The organism is Streptomyces sp. NPDC006197, assembly GCF_040613865.1.
Classification (GTDB): domain Bacteria; phylum Actinomycetota; class Actinomycetes; order Streptomycetales; family Streptomycetaceae; genus Streptomyces.
In genome coordinates this window covers 95,367-113,552 of the sequence record NZ_JBEXSZ010000006.1, presented here as the reverse complement: position 1 = coordinate 113,552, position 18,186 = coordinate 95,367, and the positions used below count along the sequence as shown (strand labels likewise).

Annotated in this window: 17 protein-coding genes; 9 read left to right on the top strand and 8 right to left on the bottom strand. The window is 72.7% G+C overall.

Annotated features, from left to right (window positions below):
- Positions 1–119: 119 nt before the first annotated feature.
- The 3 genes from ABZ318_RS03370 to ABZ318_RS03360 form a co-directional block, all read right to left on the bottom strand.
- The gene (locus ABZ318_RS03370) at positions 120–821 is read right to left on the bottom strand and encodes a PadR family transcriptional regulator (protein ID WP_356900802.1); all 702 of its coding nucleotides are present in this window, start codon (positions 819–821) and stop codon (positions 120–122) included.
- A gap of 96 nt (positions 822–917) precedes the next feature.
- On the bottom strand, positions 918–1,775 hold the full coding sequence (locus ABZ318_RS03365) for a hypothetical protein (RefSeq protein WP_356900801.1): 858 nt from the start codon (positions 1,773–1,775) through the stop codon (positions 918–920).
- 109 nt (positions 1,776–1,884) lie between these two features.
- Positions 1,885–3,528, bottom strand: a complete 1,644-nt coding sequence (locus tag ABZ318_RS03360; protein WP_356900800.1) for a protein kinase — start codon at positions 3,526–3,528, stop codon at positions 1,885–1,887.
- Between the two features lie 276 nt (positions 3,529–3,804).
- Between ABZ318_RS03360 and ABZ318_RS03355 the strand changes: the two genes are divergently transcribed.
- On the top strand, positions 3,805–5,400 hold the full coding sequence (locus ABZ318_RS03355; protein ID WP_356900799.1) for a protein kinase: 1,596 nt from the start codon (positions 3,805–3,807) through the stop codon (positions 5,398–5,400).
- A 42-nt stretch (positions 5,401–5,442) separates the two neighbouring features.
- Here ABZ318_RS03355 and ABZ318_RS03350 read toward each other — a convergent pair whose 3' ends face one another.
- The 3 genes from ABZ318_RS03350 to ABZ318_RS03340 form a co-directional block, all read right to left on the bottom strand.
- Entirely contained in the window at positions 5,443–6,459 is a 1,017-nt protein-coding gene (locus tag ABZ318_RS03350; protein WP_356900798.1) for a phosphotransferase, read from the bottom strand.
- Between the two features lie 15 nt (positions 6,460–6,474).
- Positions 6,475–6,990, bottom strand: coding sequence for a pyridoxamine 5'-phosphate oxidase family protein (locus ABZ318_RS03345; RefSeq protein WP_356900797.1), 516 nt, complete (start codon positions 6,988–6,990; stop codon positions 6,475–6,477).
- A 123-nt stretch (positions 6,991–7,113) separates the two neighbouring features.
- Positions 7,114–7,773 carry a response regulator transcription factor gene (locus ABZ318_RS03340; RefSeq protein WP_356900796.1) on the bottom strand — a complete coding sequence of 220 codons (660 nt, stop codon included), beginning with the start codon at positions 7,771–7,773 and terminating at the stop codon, positions 7,114–7,116.
- 340 nt (positions 7,774–8,113) lie between these two features.
- Between ABZ318_RS03340 and pdhA the strand changes: the two genes are divergently transcribed.
- The 6 genes from pdhA to ABZ318_RS03310 all read left to right on the top strand — a co-directional run bounded on the left by pdhA (position 8,114) and on the right by ABZ318_RS03310 (position 14,271).
- Entirely contained in the window at positions 8,114–9,298 is a 1,185-nt protein-coding gene (gene pdhA, locus ABZ318_RS03335) for a pyruvate dehydrogenase (acetyl-transferring) E1 component subunit alpha (RefSeq protein ID WP_356900795.1), read from the top strand.
- A 2-nt stretch (positions 9,299–9,300) separates the two neighbouring features.
- Positions 9,301–10,281 carry an alpha-ketoacid dehydrogenase subunit beta gene (locus ABZ318_RS03330; RefSeq protein ID WP_093875189.1) on the top strand — a complete coding sequence of 327 codons (981 nt, stop codon included), beginning with the start codon at positions 9,301–9,303 and terminating at the stop codon, positions 10,279–10,281.
- Positions 10,282–10,294: 13 nt separating this feature from the next.
- Positions 10,295–11,701, top strand: coding sequence for a dihydrolipoamide acetyltransferase family protein (locus ABZ318_RS03325; RefSeq protein ID WP_356900794.1), 1,407 nt, complete (start codon positions 10,295–10,297; stop codon positions 11,699–11,701).
- Between the two features lie 73 nt (positions 11,702–11,774).
- The gene (locus ABZ318_RS03320; RefSeq protein ID WP_356900793.1) at positions 11,775–12,245 is read left to right on the top strand and encodes a hypothetical protein; all 471 of its coding nucleotides are present in this window, start codon (positions 11,775–11,777) and stop codon (positions 12,243–12,245) included.
- Positions 12,246–12,304: 59 nt separating this feature from the next.
- A complete protein-coding gene (locus ABZ318_RS03315; RefSeq protein ID WP_356900792.1) occupies positions 12,305–12,979 on the top strand; it encodes a GntR family transcriptional regulator in 675 nt (224 codons plus the stop codon).
- Positions 12,976–14,271, top strand: coding sequence for an MFS transporter (locus ABZ318_RS03310; protein ID WP_356900791.1), 1,296 nt, complete (start codon positions 12,976–12,978; stop codon positions 14,269–14,271). The genes ABZ318_RS03315 and ABZ318_RS03310 overlap by 4 nt, the downstream gene beginning before the upstream one ends.
- Positions 14,272–14,308: 37 nt before the next feature.
- Here ABZ318_RS03310 and ABZ318_RS03305 read toward each other — a convergent pair whose 3' ends face one another.
- Positions 14,309–15,136, bottom strand: a complete 828-nt coding sequence (locus ABZ318_RS03305; protein ID WP_356900790.1) for a maleylpyruvate isomerase family mycothiol-dependent enzyme — start codon at positions 15,134–15,136, stop codon at positions 14,309–14,311.
- A 155-nt stretch (positions 15,137–15,291) separates the two neighbouring features.
- Here ABZ318_RS03305 and ABZ318_RS03300 point away from each other — a divergent pair, with 155 nt between their 5' ends.
- Complete coding sequence (locus ABZ318_RS03300) at positions 15,292–16,095, top strand: carbon-nitrogen family hydrolase (protein WP_356900789.1); 804 nt, start codon at positions 15,292–15,294, stop codon at positions 16,093–16,095.
- Positions 16,096–16,201: 106 nt separating this feature from the next.
- Here ABZ318_RS03300 and ABZ318_RS03295 read toward each other — a convergent pair whose 3' ends face one another.
- Complete coding sequence (locus tag ABZ318_RS03295) at positions 16,202–16,810, bottom strand: hypothetical protein (protein WP_356900788.1); 609 nt, start codon at positions 16,808–16,810, stop codon at positions 16,202–16,204.
- A gap of 151 nt (positions 16,811–16,961) precedes the next feature.
- Between ABZ318_RS03295 and ABZ318_RS03290 the strand changes: the two genes are divergently transcribed.
- Complete coding sequence (locus ABZ318_RS03290) at positions 16,962–18,173, top strand: aminotransferase class I/II-fold pyridoxal phosphate-dependent enzyme (RefSeq protein ID WP_356900787.1); 1,212 nt, start codon at positions 16,962–16,964, stop codon at positions 18,171–18,173.
- The last annotated feature ends 13 nt before the right edge of the window (positions 18,174–18,186 follow it).

The window sequence follows — 18,186 nt, the reverse complement described above, 5'->3', positions numbered from 1 at the left end:
CGGGCCGGGTACGGGAGCGTGCGGTGGAAGGTGGTGGTGCGTCAGTGGTGCGTCAGCGGTATGGGCGGGGCGCGAGGGTGCGGCCGACGCGCCCCGGGCGTACCGGTGGTCGAAGGGCGCTAAGAGGCCGGAGTCCCCGGCTCGGCCGGGGCGGCCGGTGCACTCGGGGCGCTCGGGCCGACCGGGGCGCTGGAGACCGCCGGGGCGGCCGGGAGGACCGGCGCACTCGGGGCCGTCGGGCCCGCGGGCGCGGTCGCCGGGCTCCCTGCGGCCGCCGTCGCCGACAGGCGGATCAGCCGGGACTCGCAGTGGTCCAGCCAGCGGGCCTCCGCCTCGGTCTGGAAGATCAGCTGCTCCAGGACGAGCAGCCAGGCCACGTCGTCCCGCTCCCGGGCCCCGCCGCCCTCGACGGCGAGCAGGGCCCGCGCCTTGAGCCGGGTGTAGTCCTGCATCGCCTTCACGGTGTGCCGGCGCTGGGACTGGATGACGGCGCGGATGTCGACGCCGGGCGCCCCCACGGCCATGGCGAGCTTGATGGCCAGCTCGTCGCGGGCGGGGCTGGTGCGGTCCACCGGCTTCTCGAACCAGGTCCTGAGCTCGGCGCGGCCGCTGTCGGTGATCGCGTAGAGCGTGTGCCCGGCCGCGTCCTCGCCGCCCTGGGCGACCATGCCGTCGCGCTCGAGCCGGTTGAGGGTCGTGTAGACCTGGCCGACGTTGAGCGGCCAGGTGGAGCCGGTGCGCGACTCGAACTCCGTACGGAGCTGTGAGCCGTAGCGAGGGCCGCGTTCGAGGAGGGCGAGGAGCCCGTGGCGGATCGACATACTCAGTATGTATACCGGGTATGCCGCGGTGGGCAACCGTCCTGAGAGGGAAGCGGAAGGTCCGACTCAAGGGGGACCCCGGGGGTCCCGGCGGGGTCAGCGGCGGCGCATCCGGAGCCCGAGGAAGCCGATTCCGAAGCCCATCAGGGCCAGCCCCACGCCCAGGGTGAGCACGGGAATCCGCTGGTCGACGAGGGGGGATGCGGTCTCGTCGGCCAGTCCGGGAGCCGCGGCGGGCAGGCTGGCGGGCGCCGCCTCGGGCGGCAGCGGGTCCCCCTCGCGTACCGGCTCGCGCGTCTCCTCGGCGGCGTCGTGCTCGCGCGAGGTTGTAGCGGTTTCGGTACGAGGGGGGCGGGGCGACGGCGCCTTGGCGCTCGCCGAGGCGGCGGGAGCGGCGGCCTCGGAGCGCCCGGGGCGGGCCCTCCCCTCGCCCGCGGGTCGCCCCGCGAGGGAGGCGGAACGGCTGGGGGCGGGGGCGTCGGAGGGCTCGGCGCTCGGCGCCGGCGGCGCCTCCGTTCCGGTGGGCGCGGGCGCCGGGGAGACGGGCGCGCGGGTGCCCCCGTCGCCGCTCGGAGATGCCGACGGGGAGACGGACGGAGAGGAGGACGGGAAGGCGGACGGGGAGGGTGAGCCCGGCGGCGCGGTCGAGGAGGGCGTGGCGGAGGACGGGCCCGCCGCCGGCGTCGGCACCACGCCGCCCATCCAGGTGCCGGGGGCCTGGGCCGCTCTGCCCATCGAGGCGCCGGGGGGCTGGGCCCCGCTGCCCATCAAAGTGCCGGGGGGCTGGGCCACGCCGCCCATCGAAGTGCCGGGAGGCTGGGCCGCTCTGCCCATCGAGATGTCGGGGGCCTGCGCCGCGTACGCGAAGGGTGTGGCGTACAGGGCGCAGGTGAACGCGCAGGTGAGCGCGGGGCGCAGAGCCCGCGCGCGTGCCCTGCGGAGTGCTGGAGTCACCGGGTGACCCCCTCCCGTACCGAGGCGCGGAGACGTTCGACTCAGCGTCACATGCCCGATTCGTTCCGGCATCCGGGACGGGGCCAGGGGGCGTACGGCGGCTCCGGGACTACTGCGGCGGGTTGCCCGTCGAGATCTTGAGGGTGAACTCGGCGTCCTCGTCCGTGATGTCCTCACCGGCCGGCGGGTACTGCTCCAGGACCGTGCCCTCGCCGTACGTGGACTCGTCCACCGGGGTCTGGGTCATGATCTTCCACCCGGCGTCCCGGACGCACGCCTTCACCGACTGGATGTTCTTGTAGGTGAAGTTCGGGACCTCGAACTTGGTGGGGTCGTCGCTCGACTCCCTAGGCTGCGTGCACTTCTTCGTGTCGATCGTCTTGGTCAGGTCGGGGCCCTTGTGGCCGGGCGCCGCCGTCTGGCTCTGCTGCGTCCCCGTGCCGCCGGTGCCGCCGGCCTGCGGGTCCGAGTCCTTGTTCATGTTGAGCGCCACGAGCAGGCCGCCGATCGCGAGCAGCGCGACGGCGATCGCACCGACGATGACCGGGGTGTTCCGGCGGGAGTCGGAACCCGAGCCGCCGGTCGCGACGGAAGCGGGCATGGGCGCCGGCGTCGGGGCGTACGGCGCGGGGGCCGGGGTGGGGGCGTACGGCGCGGGCGTGGGCGCCTGCTGCGGGTATCCGTACGCCGGGGCGGGCGCGGGGGTCGCGGGGCCGTACGGGCCGGGCTGCGGCGTCGGCGGCAGGTAGGGCTGCTGCACGCCGGGGTGCGGGGTCGGCGGCGGGGTCTGGCCGACGGGCGGGAAGACCGCCGAGCTGACGCCGGCACCGCTGCTGACCGGACCGCCCTGGACGATCATCGGCGCACCGGTCTGGCCGGCCGCCAGGACCCGCAGGCACTCGTCGCGCATCGCGGCCGCGCTCGGGAACCGCTCGTTCGGGTTCTTCCGCAGCGCGCGGGCGACGAGCGCGTCCATCGCCGGCGTCACCGAGCGGTTGACGGAGGACGGGGCGACCGGCTCCTCCTGCACGTGCGCGTAGGCGATGGCGAGCGGCGAGTCGGCGTCGAAGGGGAGACGGCCCGTCAGCAGCTGGAAGAGCATGATGCCGACCGAATAAAGGTCGGAGCGGGCGTCCACCGCGCGGCCGAGGGCCTGCTCGGGGGAGAGGTACTGGGGGGTGCCGACGACCATGCCGGTCTGCGTCATCGAGGTGACCCCGGACTGCATGGCCCGCGCGATGCCGAAGTCCATGACCTTGACCACACCGCGCTTGGTGGTCATCACGTTGCCCGGCTTGATGTCACGGTGGACCAGGCCCATCTCGTGGCTGACCTCGAGCGCGGCCAGCACGTCGGCCGTGACCTTCAGCGCCTTGTCGGCCGGCATCGCGCCGTACTGCTGGACGTCCGCGGCGAGGACCGAGCCGAGCGGCTGCCCCTCCACGTACTCCATGACGATGTACGGCATGACGGCGCCGTCGAGGGTGTCCTCGCCGGTGTCGAAGACCGAGACGATGTTCGTGTGCGACAGCTTCGCGACGGCCTGCGCCTCGCGCCGGAACCGCTCGCGGAAGGACTGCTCCCGGCCGAGCTCCGTGTGCAGCGTCTTGATGGCGACCTGCCGGTCGAGGGCGCTGTCGTAGGCCAGGTAGACCGACGCCATGCCGCCCTCGCCGAGAAGGTCGCGCAGCTGGTACCGGCCGCCCGCGACCGAACCGCCCGCATAGCGGCCCTGTGCGCCGTCCTGGCTCATCTGTGCTTCCCCCTACGCGCGCGTGGCGGCGTCGATCCGGAATTTCCTGGCGCAAGTCTGCCGTAGGGCAGTGACACGTCAAGCCGCGCATCGGTTCGGTACCCGTTCCGTGACCCTCCGCACAGGAAGCGTTTCCGCACGGCCGGGGGAAACCCGCCGAATTTGCACAGGCGTACGTCGAGGAGGTTGGATGGCCGGTCCATCTCGGACCGTGGTGTCGTACGGAGCCTGTAGCGTGACGACTGGACACGGCACGACAGACGACGGCGAGGACTGATGGCACCCGAATCCGGAGCAGGTGGCGGTGTGCCGGACGCGTCGGCGGAATCGTGGGGCGAGGGCGGCGTCGTCGGCGACGGCCGCTACCGCCTGACGCACCGTCTGGGCCGGGGCGGCATGGCGGAGGTCTTCGCCGCCGAGGACGTACGGCTCGGCCGCACCGTGGCCGTCAAGCTGCTGCGCGCCGATCTCGCCGAGGACCCGGTCTCCAAGGCCCGCTTCACCCGCGAGGCGCAGTCCGTCGCCGGACTCAACCACCACGCGATCGTCGCCGTGTACGACTCCGGCGAGGACCTCGTCGGCGGCCGGCCCGTGCCGTACATCGTGATGGAGCTGGTCGAGGGCCGCACCATCCGCGACCTGCTGCTCAGCGCCGAGGCCCCCGGTCCCGAGCAGGCGCTCATCATCGTCTCCGGCGTCCTGGAGGCGCTGGCCTACTCGCACCAGCACGGCATCGTGCACCGCGACATCAAGCCGGCGAACGTGATCATCACGCACACCGGCGCGGTGAAGGTCATGGACTTCGGCATCGCGCGCGCCCTGCACGGCGCGCAGTCGACGATGACCCAGACCGGCATGGTCATGGGCACCCCGCAGTACCTCTCCCCCGAGCAGGCCCTCGGCAAGGCGGTCGACCACCGCTCCGACCTGTACGCCACGGGCTGCCTGCTCTACGAGCTCCTCGCGCTGCGGCCCCCCTTCACCGGCGAGACCCCGCTGTCCGTCGTCTACCAGCACGTCCAGGACGCGCCGGTCCCGCCGTCCGACGTGACGGGGTCCGTGCCGCCGGAGCTCGACGGCCTGGTGATGCGCTCGCTCGCGAAGGACCCGGACGACCGGTTCCAGAGCGCCGAGGAGATGCGCGGGCTCATCCAGTACGCCCTCCAGATGCTCCAGCAGCAGGGCGGTTACACCGGCGCGTGGAACACCGGGCCGGTCGAGGTGCACGAGGGCGGGCACACCCCGGGCGGCGGCATGGCCGCGACGACCGCGATGGGCCACCCCCTGCACGGCGAGACCGCGCAGGGCCCGATCCTTCCGCCGGTGAACCCGAACGACGGCGGCTACGACGGCGGCACCGGCGGCTACAACCAGGACGGGTACGGCGCGCAGAACGGCGGCAGCGGCGGCCGGGGCAAGGTGTGGCTGTTCGCCGCGCTCGCGCTGGTCGCGATCGTCGCGGGCGTCGCGTACGCGCTCGACAAGGCGGGTGGTCCGGGCGGTGACGTGAAGCAGCCGACGTCCACCGTCAGCACCTCGCCGTCGACCGCCTCCGAGGAGCCCACCCCCTCGGAGGAGCCCACCGAGGAGCCCTCCCAGGATTCGGGCACGTCGACCGGCGAGACGCAGCAGCCGTGGAACCCGCCGACGACGTACGAGCCGACCTGGCCCACGGGCACGCCGACGACCGAGACGCCGACTCAGCCGACGACCACGCCGCCGACCGACCCGACGGACACGCCGTCGGAGCCGACGGGCGAGCCGACGACCGGGACCCCGTCGGAGCCGACGGGCGACCCGACCGGCGACTCCTCCGGCGGCAACGAGAACCCGGACACCCCGCCGCCGGGCACGGGCACCGAGACCGGCTGACGGCTCCCCGGCACGCCGACGACGGAGCCGCCTTCGCCGTGCTCAGCCGGCGAAGGCGTCGCGGACCGCCGCGTACTCGCGCGTCCACCAGACCGCCAGGGCCGACACCGCGGGGAACTGCGGGTCGGCCCGTCGGTCGTGCAGCTGGTAGCGCCAGCGCAGGGTCCAGAAGTCGTTGAGCCGCTCCCACCACACCCGGTGCGCCGCCGCGGCCAGCTCGGCGCCGTCCGTGCCCGTCGCCCGCCGGTACGCGCGCGCGTACGCCCGCACCTTCTCCAGGGCCAGCTCCCCCTCCGGACGTACGAAGAAGATCGCGGCGGCCCTGACCGCCTCCTCGGCCCTGGGGCGGACCCCGAGCCGGTCCCAGTCGACGATCGCGGCGGGCTCCGCGCCCCGGTACAGCAGGTTCAGCGGGTGGAAGTCCCCGTGCACCCAGCCTGCGGCGGAGGCGGGCGGCGGCCGGTGGTGGGCGTGCTGCGCGAGCAGCCTGCGCCGCTCCCTGAGCCGGTGCTCGGCGAGCGCGTCGAAGCTGTCGCGGGGGTGGTGCGCGCGGGCGAGACGGAGCAGCTCCTCGATGGCCCGGAAGGTGTCCTCGGGGCGGGCGCTCTCGTGCTCGCCGCCCGGCGGTGGGGACTCCATGACCTGCTCCAGGCAGGTGTGGACGCGGCCGAGGAGGGTGCCGAGGCGGCGGGAGCAGCCGGCGGAGAGCTGGGCGCCGTCGCGGTGGCGGCCGTCGATCCAGGGGTGCAGGGCGTAGCAGTGGCCGCCGACGAGGGCGACCGTGCGGCCCCGGCTGTCGGGGAGCGGCGGCGCCACGGGCAGGCCGAGGGTGTGTAAGCGCTGGGTGGCGCGGTGCTGGCGGGTGATGGTGGCCCGGTCCGAGGTGGGTGCGTCCAGGTGCTGCTTGAGGAAGTACGCCCCGCGGGTGGTGGAGAGCCGGTAGCCGCGGTTGAGCAGGCCCTCGGTCACGGGGACGCAGGAGAGGGGCTCGCCCACGTCCGTGTAGCGACGCAGGAGGGGGCGGACGGGCGGAGCGTGGGGTGCAGATGAGCGCGGCACCCCGCAGATGTTAGATCACGCTGCGTGGTGGAGGCGTCGCTCCGCGGAGCGGGGCTCGGAACCGTCCCCGGGACGGGCCTGGGAGCCGGTTCCGGGACCGGCTTCGGAACGGGTCTCGGAGGACGTCCCGGCGTCCGCCTGCCCGCTGTAGTCCAGCTCGTGGACCGTCACGAACCGGGGCTCGATCCGCAGGAACACCGGGGTGAAGGGCTCGCCGTCCACCCGTACGGGCTCGGGGCCGAAGGCCGCCCGTTCCTCCGCCGTCGGCTCGACGATCTCGGCCGTGCCCGTGAACTGCACGGACCAGATGTGCTCGGCGCCGGAGTCGCAGTTGTCCGCGCCGTACGCGACCACGCTGCCGTTGCAGGCGCGGTGGTAGCCGAGGCCCCGGTGCATCCGGAGCAGGACGCGGCCGTCGGCCACGACGTGGCGGGCGGGGGCGACGAACGGCATCGCCCGCATGCTCGTCGCCACCCGGCCGTACGACACACGGCTGAGCAACTCGATGGCGCGGATCTCGTCGGTGGACATGGTCTCCACTCTCCGCCACCGGCACCGTGTCGGAAAAGGGGCCCCTGCCCCGGTTCGAGGGGGCCGTAGGTCCCGAGAGCGGTCCGTCGGCCCCGCCCCGGTGCGGGCCGGGGCCGACGGGCGTCAGTGACGTTCGGCCTGGAGCCGGGCCACGTACGCCGCCGCCTGCGAGCGCCGTTCCATGCCCAGCTTCGACAGCAGGCTGGAGACGTAGTTCTTGATGGTCTTCTCCGCGAGGTGGAGCCGCTCGCCGATGACCCGGTTGGTCAGGCCCTCGCCGATCAGGTCGAGGATCCTGCGCTCCTGCTCCGTCAGGTTGGCGAGTCTGTCGTCGCGCTTCGGGTTGTTGCCGTCGCGCAGCCGCTCCAGGACCCGGGCGGTGGCCACCGGGTCGAGCAGCGACCTGCCGGCCGCCACGTCCCGTACGGCGTTCAGCAGCTCGTTGCCCCGGATCGCCTTGAGGACGTAGCCCGAGGCCCCGGCCATGATCGCGTCGAAGAGCGCCTCGTCGTCCGCGTACGAGGTCAGCATCAGGCATCTGATCGACTCGTCCTGCGAGCGGATCTCCCGGCACACCTCCACCCCGCTGCCGTCGGGCAGCCGGACGTCGAGCACCGCGACGTCCGGGCGGGTCGCAGGGATCCTGACCAGCGCGTCCGCCGCCGTCCCGGCCTCGCCGACCACCTCGATGTCGTCCTCCACGGAGAGCAGCTCGTGGACTCCGCGCCGGACGACTTCATGGTCGTCCAGCAGAAATACCCGGATTTTTCCCTCTTCGCGCACGCGGTCAGTCTCACATATTGGGTCTTCCGGCGCCCGGGGTGCGCGGGATAACGTGCCGGGTGTTCCGACGACGGCGTCGGGCCCGTTGTCCATGCTCTGACCAGGGATGAGTCCCCCCTTTTCTCGATTTACTTGGAAATCCAAGCAAAATCGCAGGTCAAGTGGGGTTTCGCGGTAATGCCGCGTAATGGGTAACGTGCCTATGACGGCGCTCGCCGGGGCACCTTTCACGCCCGACTCCGGCCGCGTCGCACCCACCCCGTGCGAAGGTACGGACAAGGCGGAGCCGCACTGGCCTCACCGGCGAACCCGGGGGCCGGACCGACGGAGGAGCACGCACGTGACCGTGGAGAGCACTGCCGCGCGCAAGACGACGCGACGCAGCAGCGGCACCAAGCGCACCGCAAGCGCGAGCACGAGCACCACCAAGAAGGCGACGGCCGCCACGGCCACGGAGCCCGAGCTCGTTCAGCTGCTGACGCCCGAAGGGGAGCGAGTCCAGCACCCCGACTACGACATCGATCTGAGCGCCGAGGAACTGCGCGGTCTGTACCGCGACATGGTCCTCACCCGGCGCTTCGACGCCGAGGCGACCGCCCTGCAGCGTCAGGGCGAGCTGGGCCTGTGGGCCTCGCTGCTCGGCCAGGAGGCCGCCCAGATCGGTTCGGGCCGGGCCCTGCGCGACGACGACTACGTCTTCCCGACCTACCGCGAGCACGGCGTCGCCTGGTGCCGCGGGGTCGACCCGACGAATCTGCTGGGAATGTTCCGCGGTGTGAACAACGGCGGCTGGGACCCCAACAGCAACAATTTCCACCTGTACACGATCGTCCTCGGCTCGCAGACCCTGCACGCCACCGGCTACGCCATGGGCATCGCCAAGGACGGCGCGGACTCCGCCGTACTCGCCTACTTCGGTGACGGCGCCTCCAGCCAGGGCGACGTCAACGAGTCGTTCGTCTTCTCCGCGGTCTACAACGCTCCGGTCGTGTTCTTCTGCCAGAACAACCAGTGGGCCATTTCCGAGCCGATCGAGAAGCAGACCCGCGTCCCGCTCTACCAGCGCGCCCGCGGCTTCGGCTTCCCCGGCGTCCGCGTCGACGGCAACGACGTCCTCGCGTGCCTGGCCGTGACCCGGTCCGCGCTGGAGCGCGCCCGCCGCGGCGAGGGCCCGACGCTCGTCGAGGCGTTCACCTACCGCATGGCCGCCCACACCACCTCCGACGACCCGACGCGCTACCGCCGCGACGCGGAGCGCGAGGCGTGGGAGGCCAAGGACCCGATCCTCCGCCTGAAGGCGTACCTGGAGAACGAGGGCCACGCCGACGCGGCCTTCTTCGAGGAGCTGGAAGCGGAGAGCGAGGCCCTCGGCAAGAACGTCCGCGAGGTCGTCCGCGCCATGCCCGTCCCGGACCACATGGCGATGTTCGACCACACCTACGCGGACGGGCACGCGCTCGTCGACGAGGAGCGCGCGCAGTTCGCCGCCTACCAGGAGTCCTTCACGGGCGGAGAGGCCGAGTAATCATGGCTGTTCAGAAGCTTCCCCTGGCGAAGGCGCTCAACGAGTCGCTGCGCAAGGCCCTGGAGACCGACCCCAAGGTCGTCATCATGGGCCTGGACGTCGGCAAGCTCGGCGGTGTCTTCCGGATCACCGACGGCCTGCAGAAGGACTTCGGCGAGGACCGGGTCGTCGACACCCCGCTCGCCGAGTCCGGCATCGTCGGCACCGCGATCGGCCTCGCGCTGCGCGGCTACCGGCCGGTCGTGGAGATCCAGTTCGACGGCTTCGTCTTCCCGGCGTACGACCAGATCGTCACGCAGCTGGCGAAGATGCGGGCCCGTTCGCTCGGCACCGTGAAGATGCCGGTCGTCATCCGCATCCCGTACGGCGGTGGCATCGGCGCCGTCGAGCACCACTCCGAGTCCCCCGAGTCGCTCTTCGCGCACGTCGCGGGCCTCAAGGTCGTCACCCCGGCGAACTCCTCCGACGCCTACTGGATGCTCCAGCAGGCGATCCAGAGCGACGACCCGGTCATCTTCTTCGAGCCCAAGCGCCGCTACTGGGACAAGGGCGAGGTCGACACCGAGGCCATCCCCGGCGAGCTGCACAAGGCCCGGGTCGCCCGCGAGGGCACGGACCTCACCCTCGTCGCCTACGGCCCGATGGTGAAGACCTGCCTGGAGGCGGCCGCGGCCGCCGCCGAGGAGGGCAAGTCGATCGAGGTCGTGGACCTGCGCTCGATCTCCCCCCTCGACTTCGACACCATCCAGGCCTCGGTCGAGAAGACCCGCCGCCTGGTCGTCGTCCACGAGGCGCCGGTGTTCTTCGGCTCCGGAGCGGAGATCGCCGCCCGGATCACCGAGCGCTGCTTCTACCACCTGGAAGCCCCCGTCCTGCGGGTCGGCGGCTACCACGCGCCGTACCCGCCGGCGCGCCTGGAGGAGGAGTACCTGCCGGGCCTGGACCGCGTGCTCGACGCCGTCGACCGCTCGCTGGCGTACTGAGGAGAGCACGACCATGACGATCCGCGAATTCAAGATGCCCGACGTGGGCGAGGGCCTGACCGAGGCCGAGATCCTCAAGTGGTACGTCCAGCCCGGTGACACCGTCACCGACGGGCAGGTCGTGATCGAGGTCGAGACGGCCAAGGCCGCCGTCGAGCTGCCGATCCCCTTCGACGGGACGGTCCACGAGCTCCTCTTCCCCGAGGGCACCACGGTCGACGTCGGCCAGGTCATCATCTCGGTGAACGTGGGCGGCGGCGCCGAGCCCGAGGCCCCGGCGGCCCCGGCCGTGGCGGCCGCTCCCGTCCAGGAGACGGTGGCCGAGCCGGAGGCCGTCGAGCCGGAGGGCCGCCAGCCGGTCCTCGTCGGCTACGGCGTGGCCGCGAGCTCCACCAAGCGGCGCGCCCGCAAGACGCCGGGCGCTCCGGCCCAGGCGGCCGAGGTCGCCGCGCCCGCCCCGGTGGTCCCCGAGCAGCTGAACGGCCACGGTCCCGTGACCGGCCGCCCGCTGGCCAAGCCGCCGGTGCGCAAGCTCGCCAAGGACCTCGGTGTCGACCTGGCGACGGTCACCCCGACCGGCCCGGACGGGATCATCACCCGCGAGGACGTCCACGCGGCGGCCGCCCCGGCGCCCGCCCCGGTCGTCGAGGCCCCCGCGCCCGTGGCGGCACCGGCACCGGTCGCGGCGCCCGCCGCCGCGCCGGCCGTGGCGTCCGACGCCCGGGAGACCCGTGTGCCCATCAAGGGCGTGCGGAAGGCCACGGCGGCGGCGATGGTCGGTTCGGCCTTCACCGCCCCGCACGTCACCGAGTTCGTGACCTTCGACATCACGCGCACGATGAAGCTGGTCGAGGAGCTCAAGTCCGACAAGGACATGGCGGGCCTGCGGGTCAACCCGCTCCTCCTCATCGCCAAGGCCGTCCTGGTCGCGGTCAAGCGCAACCCGGAGATCAACGCGGCCTGGGACGAGGCGGCGCAGGAGATCGTCCTCAAGCACTACGTGAACCTGGGCATCGCCGCGGCCACCCCGCGCGGTCTGATCGTGCCGAACATCAAGGACGCGCACGCCCAGACCCTGCCCGAGCTCTCGCAGTCCCTGAGCGAGCTCGTCGCCACCGCCCGCGAGGGAAAGACGACCCCGGCGGCGATGCAGGGCGGCACCTTCACCATCACCAACGTCGGCGTCTTCGGCGTCGACACCGGTACGCCGATCCTGAACCCCGGCGAGTCCGCGATCCTCGCGGTCGGTGCGATCAAGCTCCAGCCGTGGGTCCACAAGGGCAAGGTGAAGCCGCGTCAGGTCACCACGCTGGCCCTCTCCTTCGACCACCGCCTGGTCGACGGCGAGCTCGGCTCCAAGTTCCTGGCCGACGTCGCCGCGATCCTGGAGAACCCGAAGAGGCTCATCACCTGGGCGTAGTGGCCGGGTTCGCCTGTTTCACGTGAAACATCCGGTGGTGGCATCAGCCGCCACCGGATGTTTGGGTTGGGGCATGGACCTCTCCCTCGAACCGCCCCGCGGCGCCGGGCCCGTACGTCTCGGCATGACCCTCGACGAGGCGGTGGCGGCCGTCTCCCCCTGGGGTGAGCCTCGGGTCCGCACCCGTCCGAACCGCGTCCTGGTGACGGTCTCGACCGCCTGCGACGGAGTCGGCGTCGAGGTGCTCCTGGAGGAGCGGGACACCGTCACGGCCGTCGAGCTGTGGTGGCCGGGGGAGGGGCGGGACACCACGACGCGGGTGCTTCTGGCGGGCGCCGACGTGTTCCGCGCCCCCGCCGACGAGCTGCTGGAGGGCCTCGCGGCGCACGATGCCGACGGCGAGGACCCGTTCGTCCCCGGGCTCTCGCTCGGCTTCACCCGCCGCACCTCCCAGGAGGTCGCGCGCCGGCCCGACGGCCTCCCGGTGTGCTTCACCTCCGTACTCGTCGGCGGCGAGGACTACTACGACTTCCGGCTCCGGTAAGGGGTCCAGGATGCGGACGCGGCTGTCTGTTGCACCTCTGTTGTATCTATGCTGTGCGCATGCCATCAGCGCCAGCCGGTCCCGCCCCCCTGCCCACCAAGCAGCCCCCCGCGGCCGACCGCGTCTACATGCACGTCAAGCAGGCCGTACTCGACCGGCGCTACGAGGGAGGGACCCTCCTCACCGAGGGCGAACTCGCCCAGGCCGTCGGGGTGTCCAGGACCCCCGTCCGCGAGGCACTGCTCAAGCTGGAGATGGAAGGGCTGCTGAAGCTCTACCCGAAGAAGGGCGCCCTCGTCCTCGCCGTCTCCGCGCAGGAGATCGCCGACGTCGTCGAGACCCGGCTGCTCGTCGAGGAGTTCGCCGTCCGCCGGGCCGTGCCCGCGCCCGCCACCCTGATCGCCCGCCTCGAAGAGCTCCTGGAGGAGCAGAAGCGCCGCGCCGAGGCCGGTGACCTCGCCGAGGTCGCCGTCACCGACCGCTGCTTCCACGCCGAGATCGTCAAGCACGCCGGCAACCAGATCCTCGTCCGCCTCTACGACCAGCTCCGCGACCGCCAGCTGCGCATGGGCGTCGCCGTGATGCAGTCCCAGCCCGACCGCGTCGCCAAGAACATCACCGAGCACGCCGAGATCCTCGACCGCATCAAGGCCGGCGACGTCGAGGGCGCCGCGCACTGCGTCCGCCAGCACCTCAGCTGGGTCAAGGTCCTGGTCCGGGGTGAGGACCGATGAGCCCGGTCAGCCTGCCCGACGATCCGCCCGGCGGCCGCCGCGCCGCCCTCGTCTGGGGCGTCGGCGTCGCCGTCTACTTCGTCGCCGTCATCTTCCGTACGTCCCTGGGCGTCGCCGGCCTCGACGCCGCCGACCGCTTCGACGTCAACGCCTCGGCGCTCTCCACCTTCTCCATCCTCCAGCTGCTCGTCTACGCCGGCATGCAGATACCCGTCGGCCTCCTGGTCGACCGGCTCGGCACCAAGAAGGTCCTGGCCCTCGGCGTCGTGCTCTTCACCGTCGGCCAGCTGGGCTTCGCGCTCTCCCCCTCGTACGGCACGGCGCTCGCCTCCCGCGCCCTCCTCGGCTGCGGCGACGCCATGACCTTCATCAGCGTCCTGCGGCTCGGCAGCCGCTGGTTCCCCGCCCGCCGCGGCCCGCTGATCGCCCAGCTCGCCGGTCTCATCGGCATGGCCGGCAACCTCGTCTCCACCGTCTTCATCGCCCGCGCCCTGCACGGCCTCGGCTGGACGGCCACCTTCGTCGGCAGCTCCTTCGCCGGCGTCCTCGTCCTCGTCCTGCTGCTGCTCTTCCTCAAGGACCACCCCGAGGGGTACGAACCGGAGCCCGCCAGGCACGCGGGTGCCGCCTTCGTCCGCCGCCAGATCGCCGAGTCCTGGCGGGAGCCCGGCACCCGGCTCGGCATGTGGGTGCACTTCACCACCCAGTTCCCCGCCATGGTGTTCCTGCTGCTCTGGGGCCTGCCGTTCCTCGTCGAGGCGCAGGGCCTGACCCGGTCCACCGCCGGGACGCTGCTCACCCTGGTCGTGCTGTCGAACATGGCCGTCGGCCTCGCGTACGGGCAGATCATCGCCCGCCACCACGCGGCCCGCGCCCCGCTCGCCCTCGGTACGGTCGCGGCCACCGCCCTGCTGTGGGGCACGACCCTCGCGTACCCCGGCGACCACGCGCCGATGTGGCTGCTGGTCACCCTCTGCCTGGTCCTCGGCGCCTGCGGACCGGCCTCGATGATCGGCTTCGACTTCGCCCGCCCGGCCAACCCGCCGGAGCGTCAGGGCACCGCCTCGGGCATCGTCAACATGGGCGGCTTCGTCGCCTCGATGACGACGCTGCTCGCCGTCGGCGTGCTGCTCGACGCGACCGGCGACGACTACCGGATCGCGTTCTCCTCGGTCTTCGTCCTGGAGGCGCTCGGCGTCGTGCAGATCCTCCGCCTCAAGGCCCGCACCCACCGCAGGGAACGGGAACGGCTCGTCGCCAGCCGCGTCGAGGCCGTGCACGTCCCCGTATAGAGAGTGCCGCGATCCATCGGTACGTCTACCGGCACGTCTACCGGGGCGTCACCGCGAAGTTGCCCAGGATCGCCGCCGCCAGGTCCGCGTCGCCCTCGGTCTTGACCCGGTCGGCCACCTCGGCCGGCCGGACCCGGCCGCAGGCGAGGCGGACGAACGTCTCCCAGTCCGTCGCCAGCGTCACCGCGGGGCCCAGCGACGGCGCGCCGTCAATCGAACCGCGGCCCTCCGCGTCCACCCGTACCGTCCGCAGGAACTCCACCGGACCGGTCACGTCGAGCACCACCGCCGAGGACGGGGGCGCCCCGGCGTCCTTGGCGACCACGTCCGGCAGCGCTTCCAGGAGCACGTCCCGGGCCACGAGCGCCCCGGCCGAGTCCAGGTTCCCCGGCACGCCCAGCGCCGTCCGCAGGTCCTGCTCGTGCACCCACACGTCGAAGGCCCGATCCCGGTAGGCCAGTTCGAGGGACTGCTCGGCGCCGAGGGGAGCGCGGATCAGATGCTCGGGGGAGCGGTTCTCGTTGCGGAGCTGGCGGGCCCGCCGGATGAGGATGTACTCCAGCTCCGAGGTCATCTCCGGGGCGGTGTGGTGCCGCCGCACATCGACCTGGACCTCCATGTAGCGGGCGAAGTCACTGCGCACGTGGTACAGGTCGCGGGGCAGGGAGTGGATCGGCCGCGGATCGCCGAGCATCTCCGTCTCCATGCCGATCACATGGGAGACGATGTCCCGCACCGACCAGCCGATGCACGGGGTCGGCCGGTTCCACTCGCCCTCCACGAGCGGCTGCACCAGCTCGGCTATCGCCTCGATGGAATGGGTCCAGGCGTCGGCGTAGTTCTGGAGGCTGGGATGGACGGTCACGGGACCCCTCGGCGGTTCTTCGGTGCGCGGGCTGAAAACACGACTGGGTGGGAGGCTCGGACGCTAAGTTACGCTGCCCGAAGGCACCCCGGCAGTGCTTTCGTGTGACGATCGTAGGCCGGTGTTGACGGCTCGAATGCCAGGACGGTGGTAGTGTGCGCGCCTCGCTGATCCAGATCGCGGTAGACCCGGACGAACCGGTCGATGCCCGTCGCGCCCGTGCGGCGCGTCTCGTACGGGAGGAATCCGGCCGTTCCGACCTCGTGGTCCTGCCGGAACTGTGGACCGTCGGCGCCTTCGCGTCCGACCTCTTCGCCGCCGAGTCCGAGCCGTTGAACGGCCCCACCCACCGGGCGATGGCGGAGGCCGCCCGCGACGCCGGGGTCTGGCTGCACGCCGGCTCCTTCGTCGAGGCGGAGGGCGGCGCCCTCTACAACACCTCGCTCGTCCTCTCCCCCGACGGCGAACTCGTCGCCTCCTACCGGAAGATCCACCGCTTCGGCTTCGACAAGGGCGAGGCCGTGCTGATGGCCGCCGGGGAGGACCTCGTCACCGTCGACCTGCCGCACCTCACCGTCGGCGTCGGCACCTGCTACGACCTGCGCTTCCCCGAACTCTTCCGCGGCCTCGTCGACGCGGGCGCCCAGGCCTTCGTCGTCCCGGCCGGCTGGCCCGCCCGCCGCCGCGCCCACTGGACCCTCCTGGCCCGGGCCAGGGCCGTCGAGAACCAGGCGTACGTCCTCGCCTGCGGCACCGCCGGCACCCACGCGGGCGTGGAGCAGGCCGGGCACTCGATCGTCGTCGACCCCTGGGGCGAGACCCTCGCGGAGGCCGGCCCGGACGAGGAGATCCTGCGGGTCGTCCTCGACCCGGCGAAGGTCCGGACGACCCGGGAGGAGTTCCCGGCGCTCAAGGACCGGGTGCTCGGAGTCGCAACGCCACGCAACCGCCGGGCCTGAGACCCACCCGCCGGGCCTGAGCCGGGCCCCGAGGCCCGCCCGCCGGGTCTGAGGCCCGCATCCGCCACGCCCGGGCCCCGACCAGCCCGGGACCCGACGGGCGGCCTCAGTACTGGGACTCGGTCCAGAAGTGGGTGGCCCGGGAGAGCCCCGCCCTCACCGCGCCGATCCGGGTCAGGGCGGAGCGGTCGACACCGGCGAAGATCAGGCCGAGGGCGAGGTCCCCGCCCTCGGCACGCCCCCCGACGTGCACGGAGAGCCTGCGGCCCTTGCCGCGCCCGGTCTCGCGGACGGTGATCGTGACGCCGGGATCCTCCTCGTCGGCGGCGCGGGTCAGGACGTAGCAACGCTTGTCGAGGGCGGCGAGCCGGTAGTGGTCGCCCGCGTACCGCATCGCCAGGGCCCGCTGCTCCGACGTGACGCCGAAACGGTTCCGCGTCACGTACACCATCCGGTCGCCGACCCGCAGCGTGAAGCGGTTGAGGGTCGGCAGCCCGATCCCCTCGACGTGCGCCCCGCGCGCCTCGAAGGAAGCGGTCGGCAGGAGGCCGCCGCGCACCTCCGAGACGATCGACTCGGGAGAGGTACGGGGAAGGGGGCAGGTCAGCGTGATCTCGCCGAACTCCGGCGAGACCCCCTTCCAGCCGGCCCGGTGATCGTGCCGGTTCCCCTCCTGCCACGCCCGGAGGTCGAACGGTGTCACCTGGGTGTGCATCTCTCCGGCTCCGGGTCGTTCTCGATCGTGCTCGCCGCGCGGCCTTCTTCCCCCCCGCATGTTTTCGTGGCGGCCCACGGGACGCAAGGTCAGATCCAATCCGCCGGGATTGGACCTGGGAAGACAAACGGCCTTTCCGCAGACTGAGTTCATGACCCACGCCGAACCCGCGTCCCCCCGTCCCGCGTCCCCCCGCCCCGAAACCCTCGCCGTCCACCCGCCGCACGTCGAGATCACGGGCAGCAGGCCCCTCGGCGTGCCCCTGCACCAGGGCCACGTCTTCGCCTTCGACTCGGCCGACGCCCTCGCCGAGGGCTTCACCTCGCCGGACGCCTTCCTCTACTCCCGCCTCGGCAACCCCACCGTCCGCACCCTGGAGGACGCCGTCGCCCGCCTGGAGGGCGGAGCCGCCGCCCGGTCCTTCGCCTCCGGCATGGGCGCCATCAACGCCGTCCTCCTCGGCCTGCTCTCCAGCGGCGACCACGTCATCGCCCAGACCTGCCTGTACGGCGGCACGTACGCGGTCCTCACCGACCTCGCCACCCGCTGGGGCGTCCACGTCACGTACGTCTCCGGCACCGACCCGGAGGAGGTGCGGGCGGCCCTGCGCCCCGAGACCCGGCTCCTCTACCTGGAGACCATCGCCAACCCCACCACCCGCGTCGCCGACCTGCCCGCGCTCGCCGCCGTCGCCGCCGAGGCCGGGGTCCCCGTCGCCGTCGACAACACCTTCGCCTCCCCGCTGCTCTGCCGCCCCCTCGACCACGGCGCCGACATCGTCGTCCACTCCGCCACCAAGTACCTGGCCGGGCACGCGGACGTCCTCGGCGGCATCGCCGTCTTCAAGGACCCCGAGCTGTACGGCAGGGTCCGCCACCACTCCGTCGAACAGGGCGCGTCCACCGACCCGTTCGCCGCCTGGCTCACCCTGCGCGGCATGCAGACCCTGTCCCTGCGCATGGAGCGCCAGTGCGCCAGCGCCGCCGAACTCGCCGCCCGGCTCGAAACGCACCCGGCGGTCCGGGCCGTCCGCCACCCGGCCCTCGCGAGCCACCCGGACCGGGCGATCGCCGCACGCCTGCTGCCCGCCGGCGGCGGCGGGGTGGTCTCGGTCGACCTCGCGGGCGGCCGGGAGGCGGGCCGCACCTTCGTCGAGGCGGTACGGCTCGCCTCCCTCAGCGTCTCGCTCGGCGACGTGAAGACCCTGGTCATGCACCCGGCGTCCACCTCCCACCACCAGCTCGACGCGGCGGCGCTCGCCGCGGCCGGCATCGGCGCCGGCACGGTCCGGCTCTCGGTCGGCATCGAGCACGTCGAGGACCTCTGGGCGGACCTGGAGCAGGCGCTGACGAAGGCGGGGTGACCCCTTCGGGCGG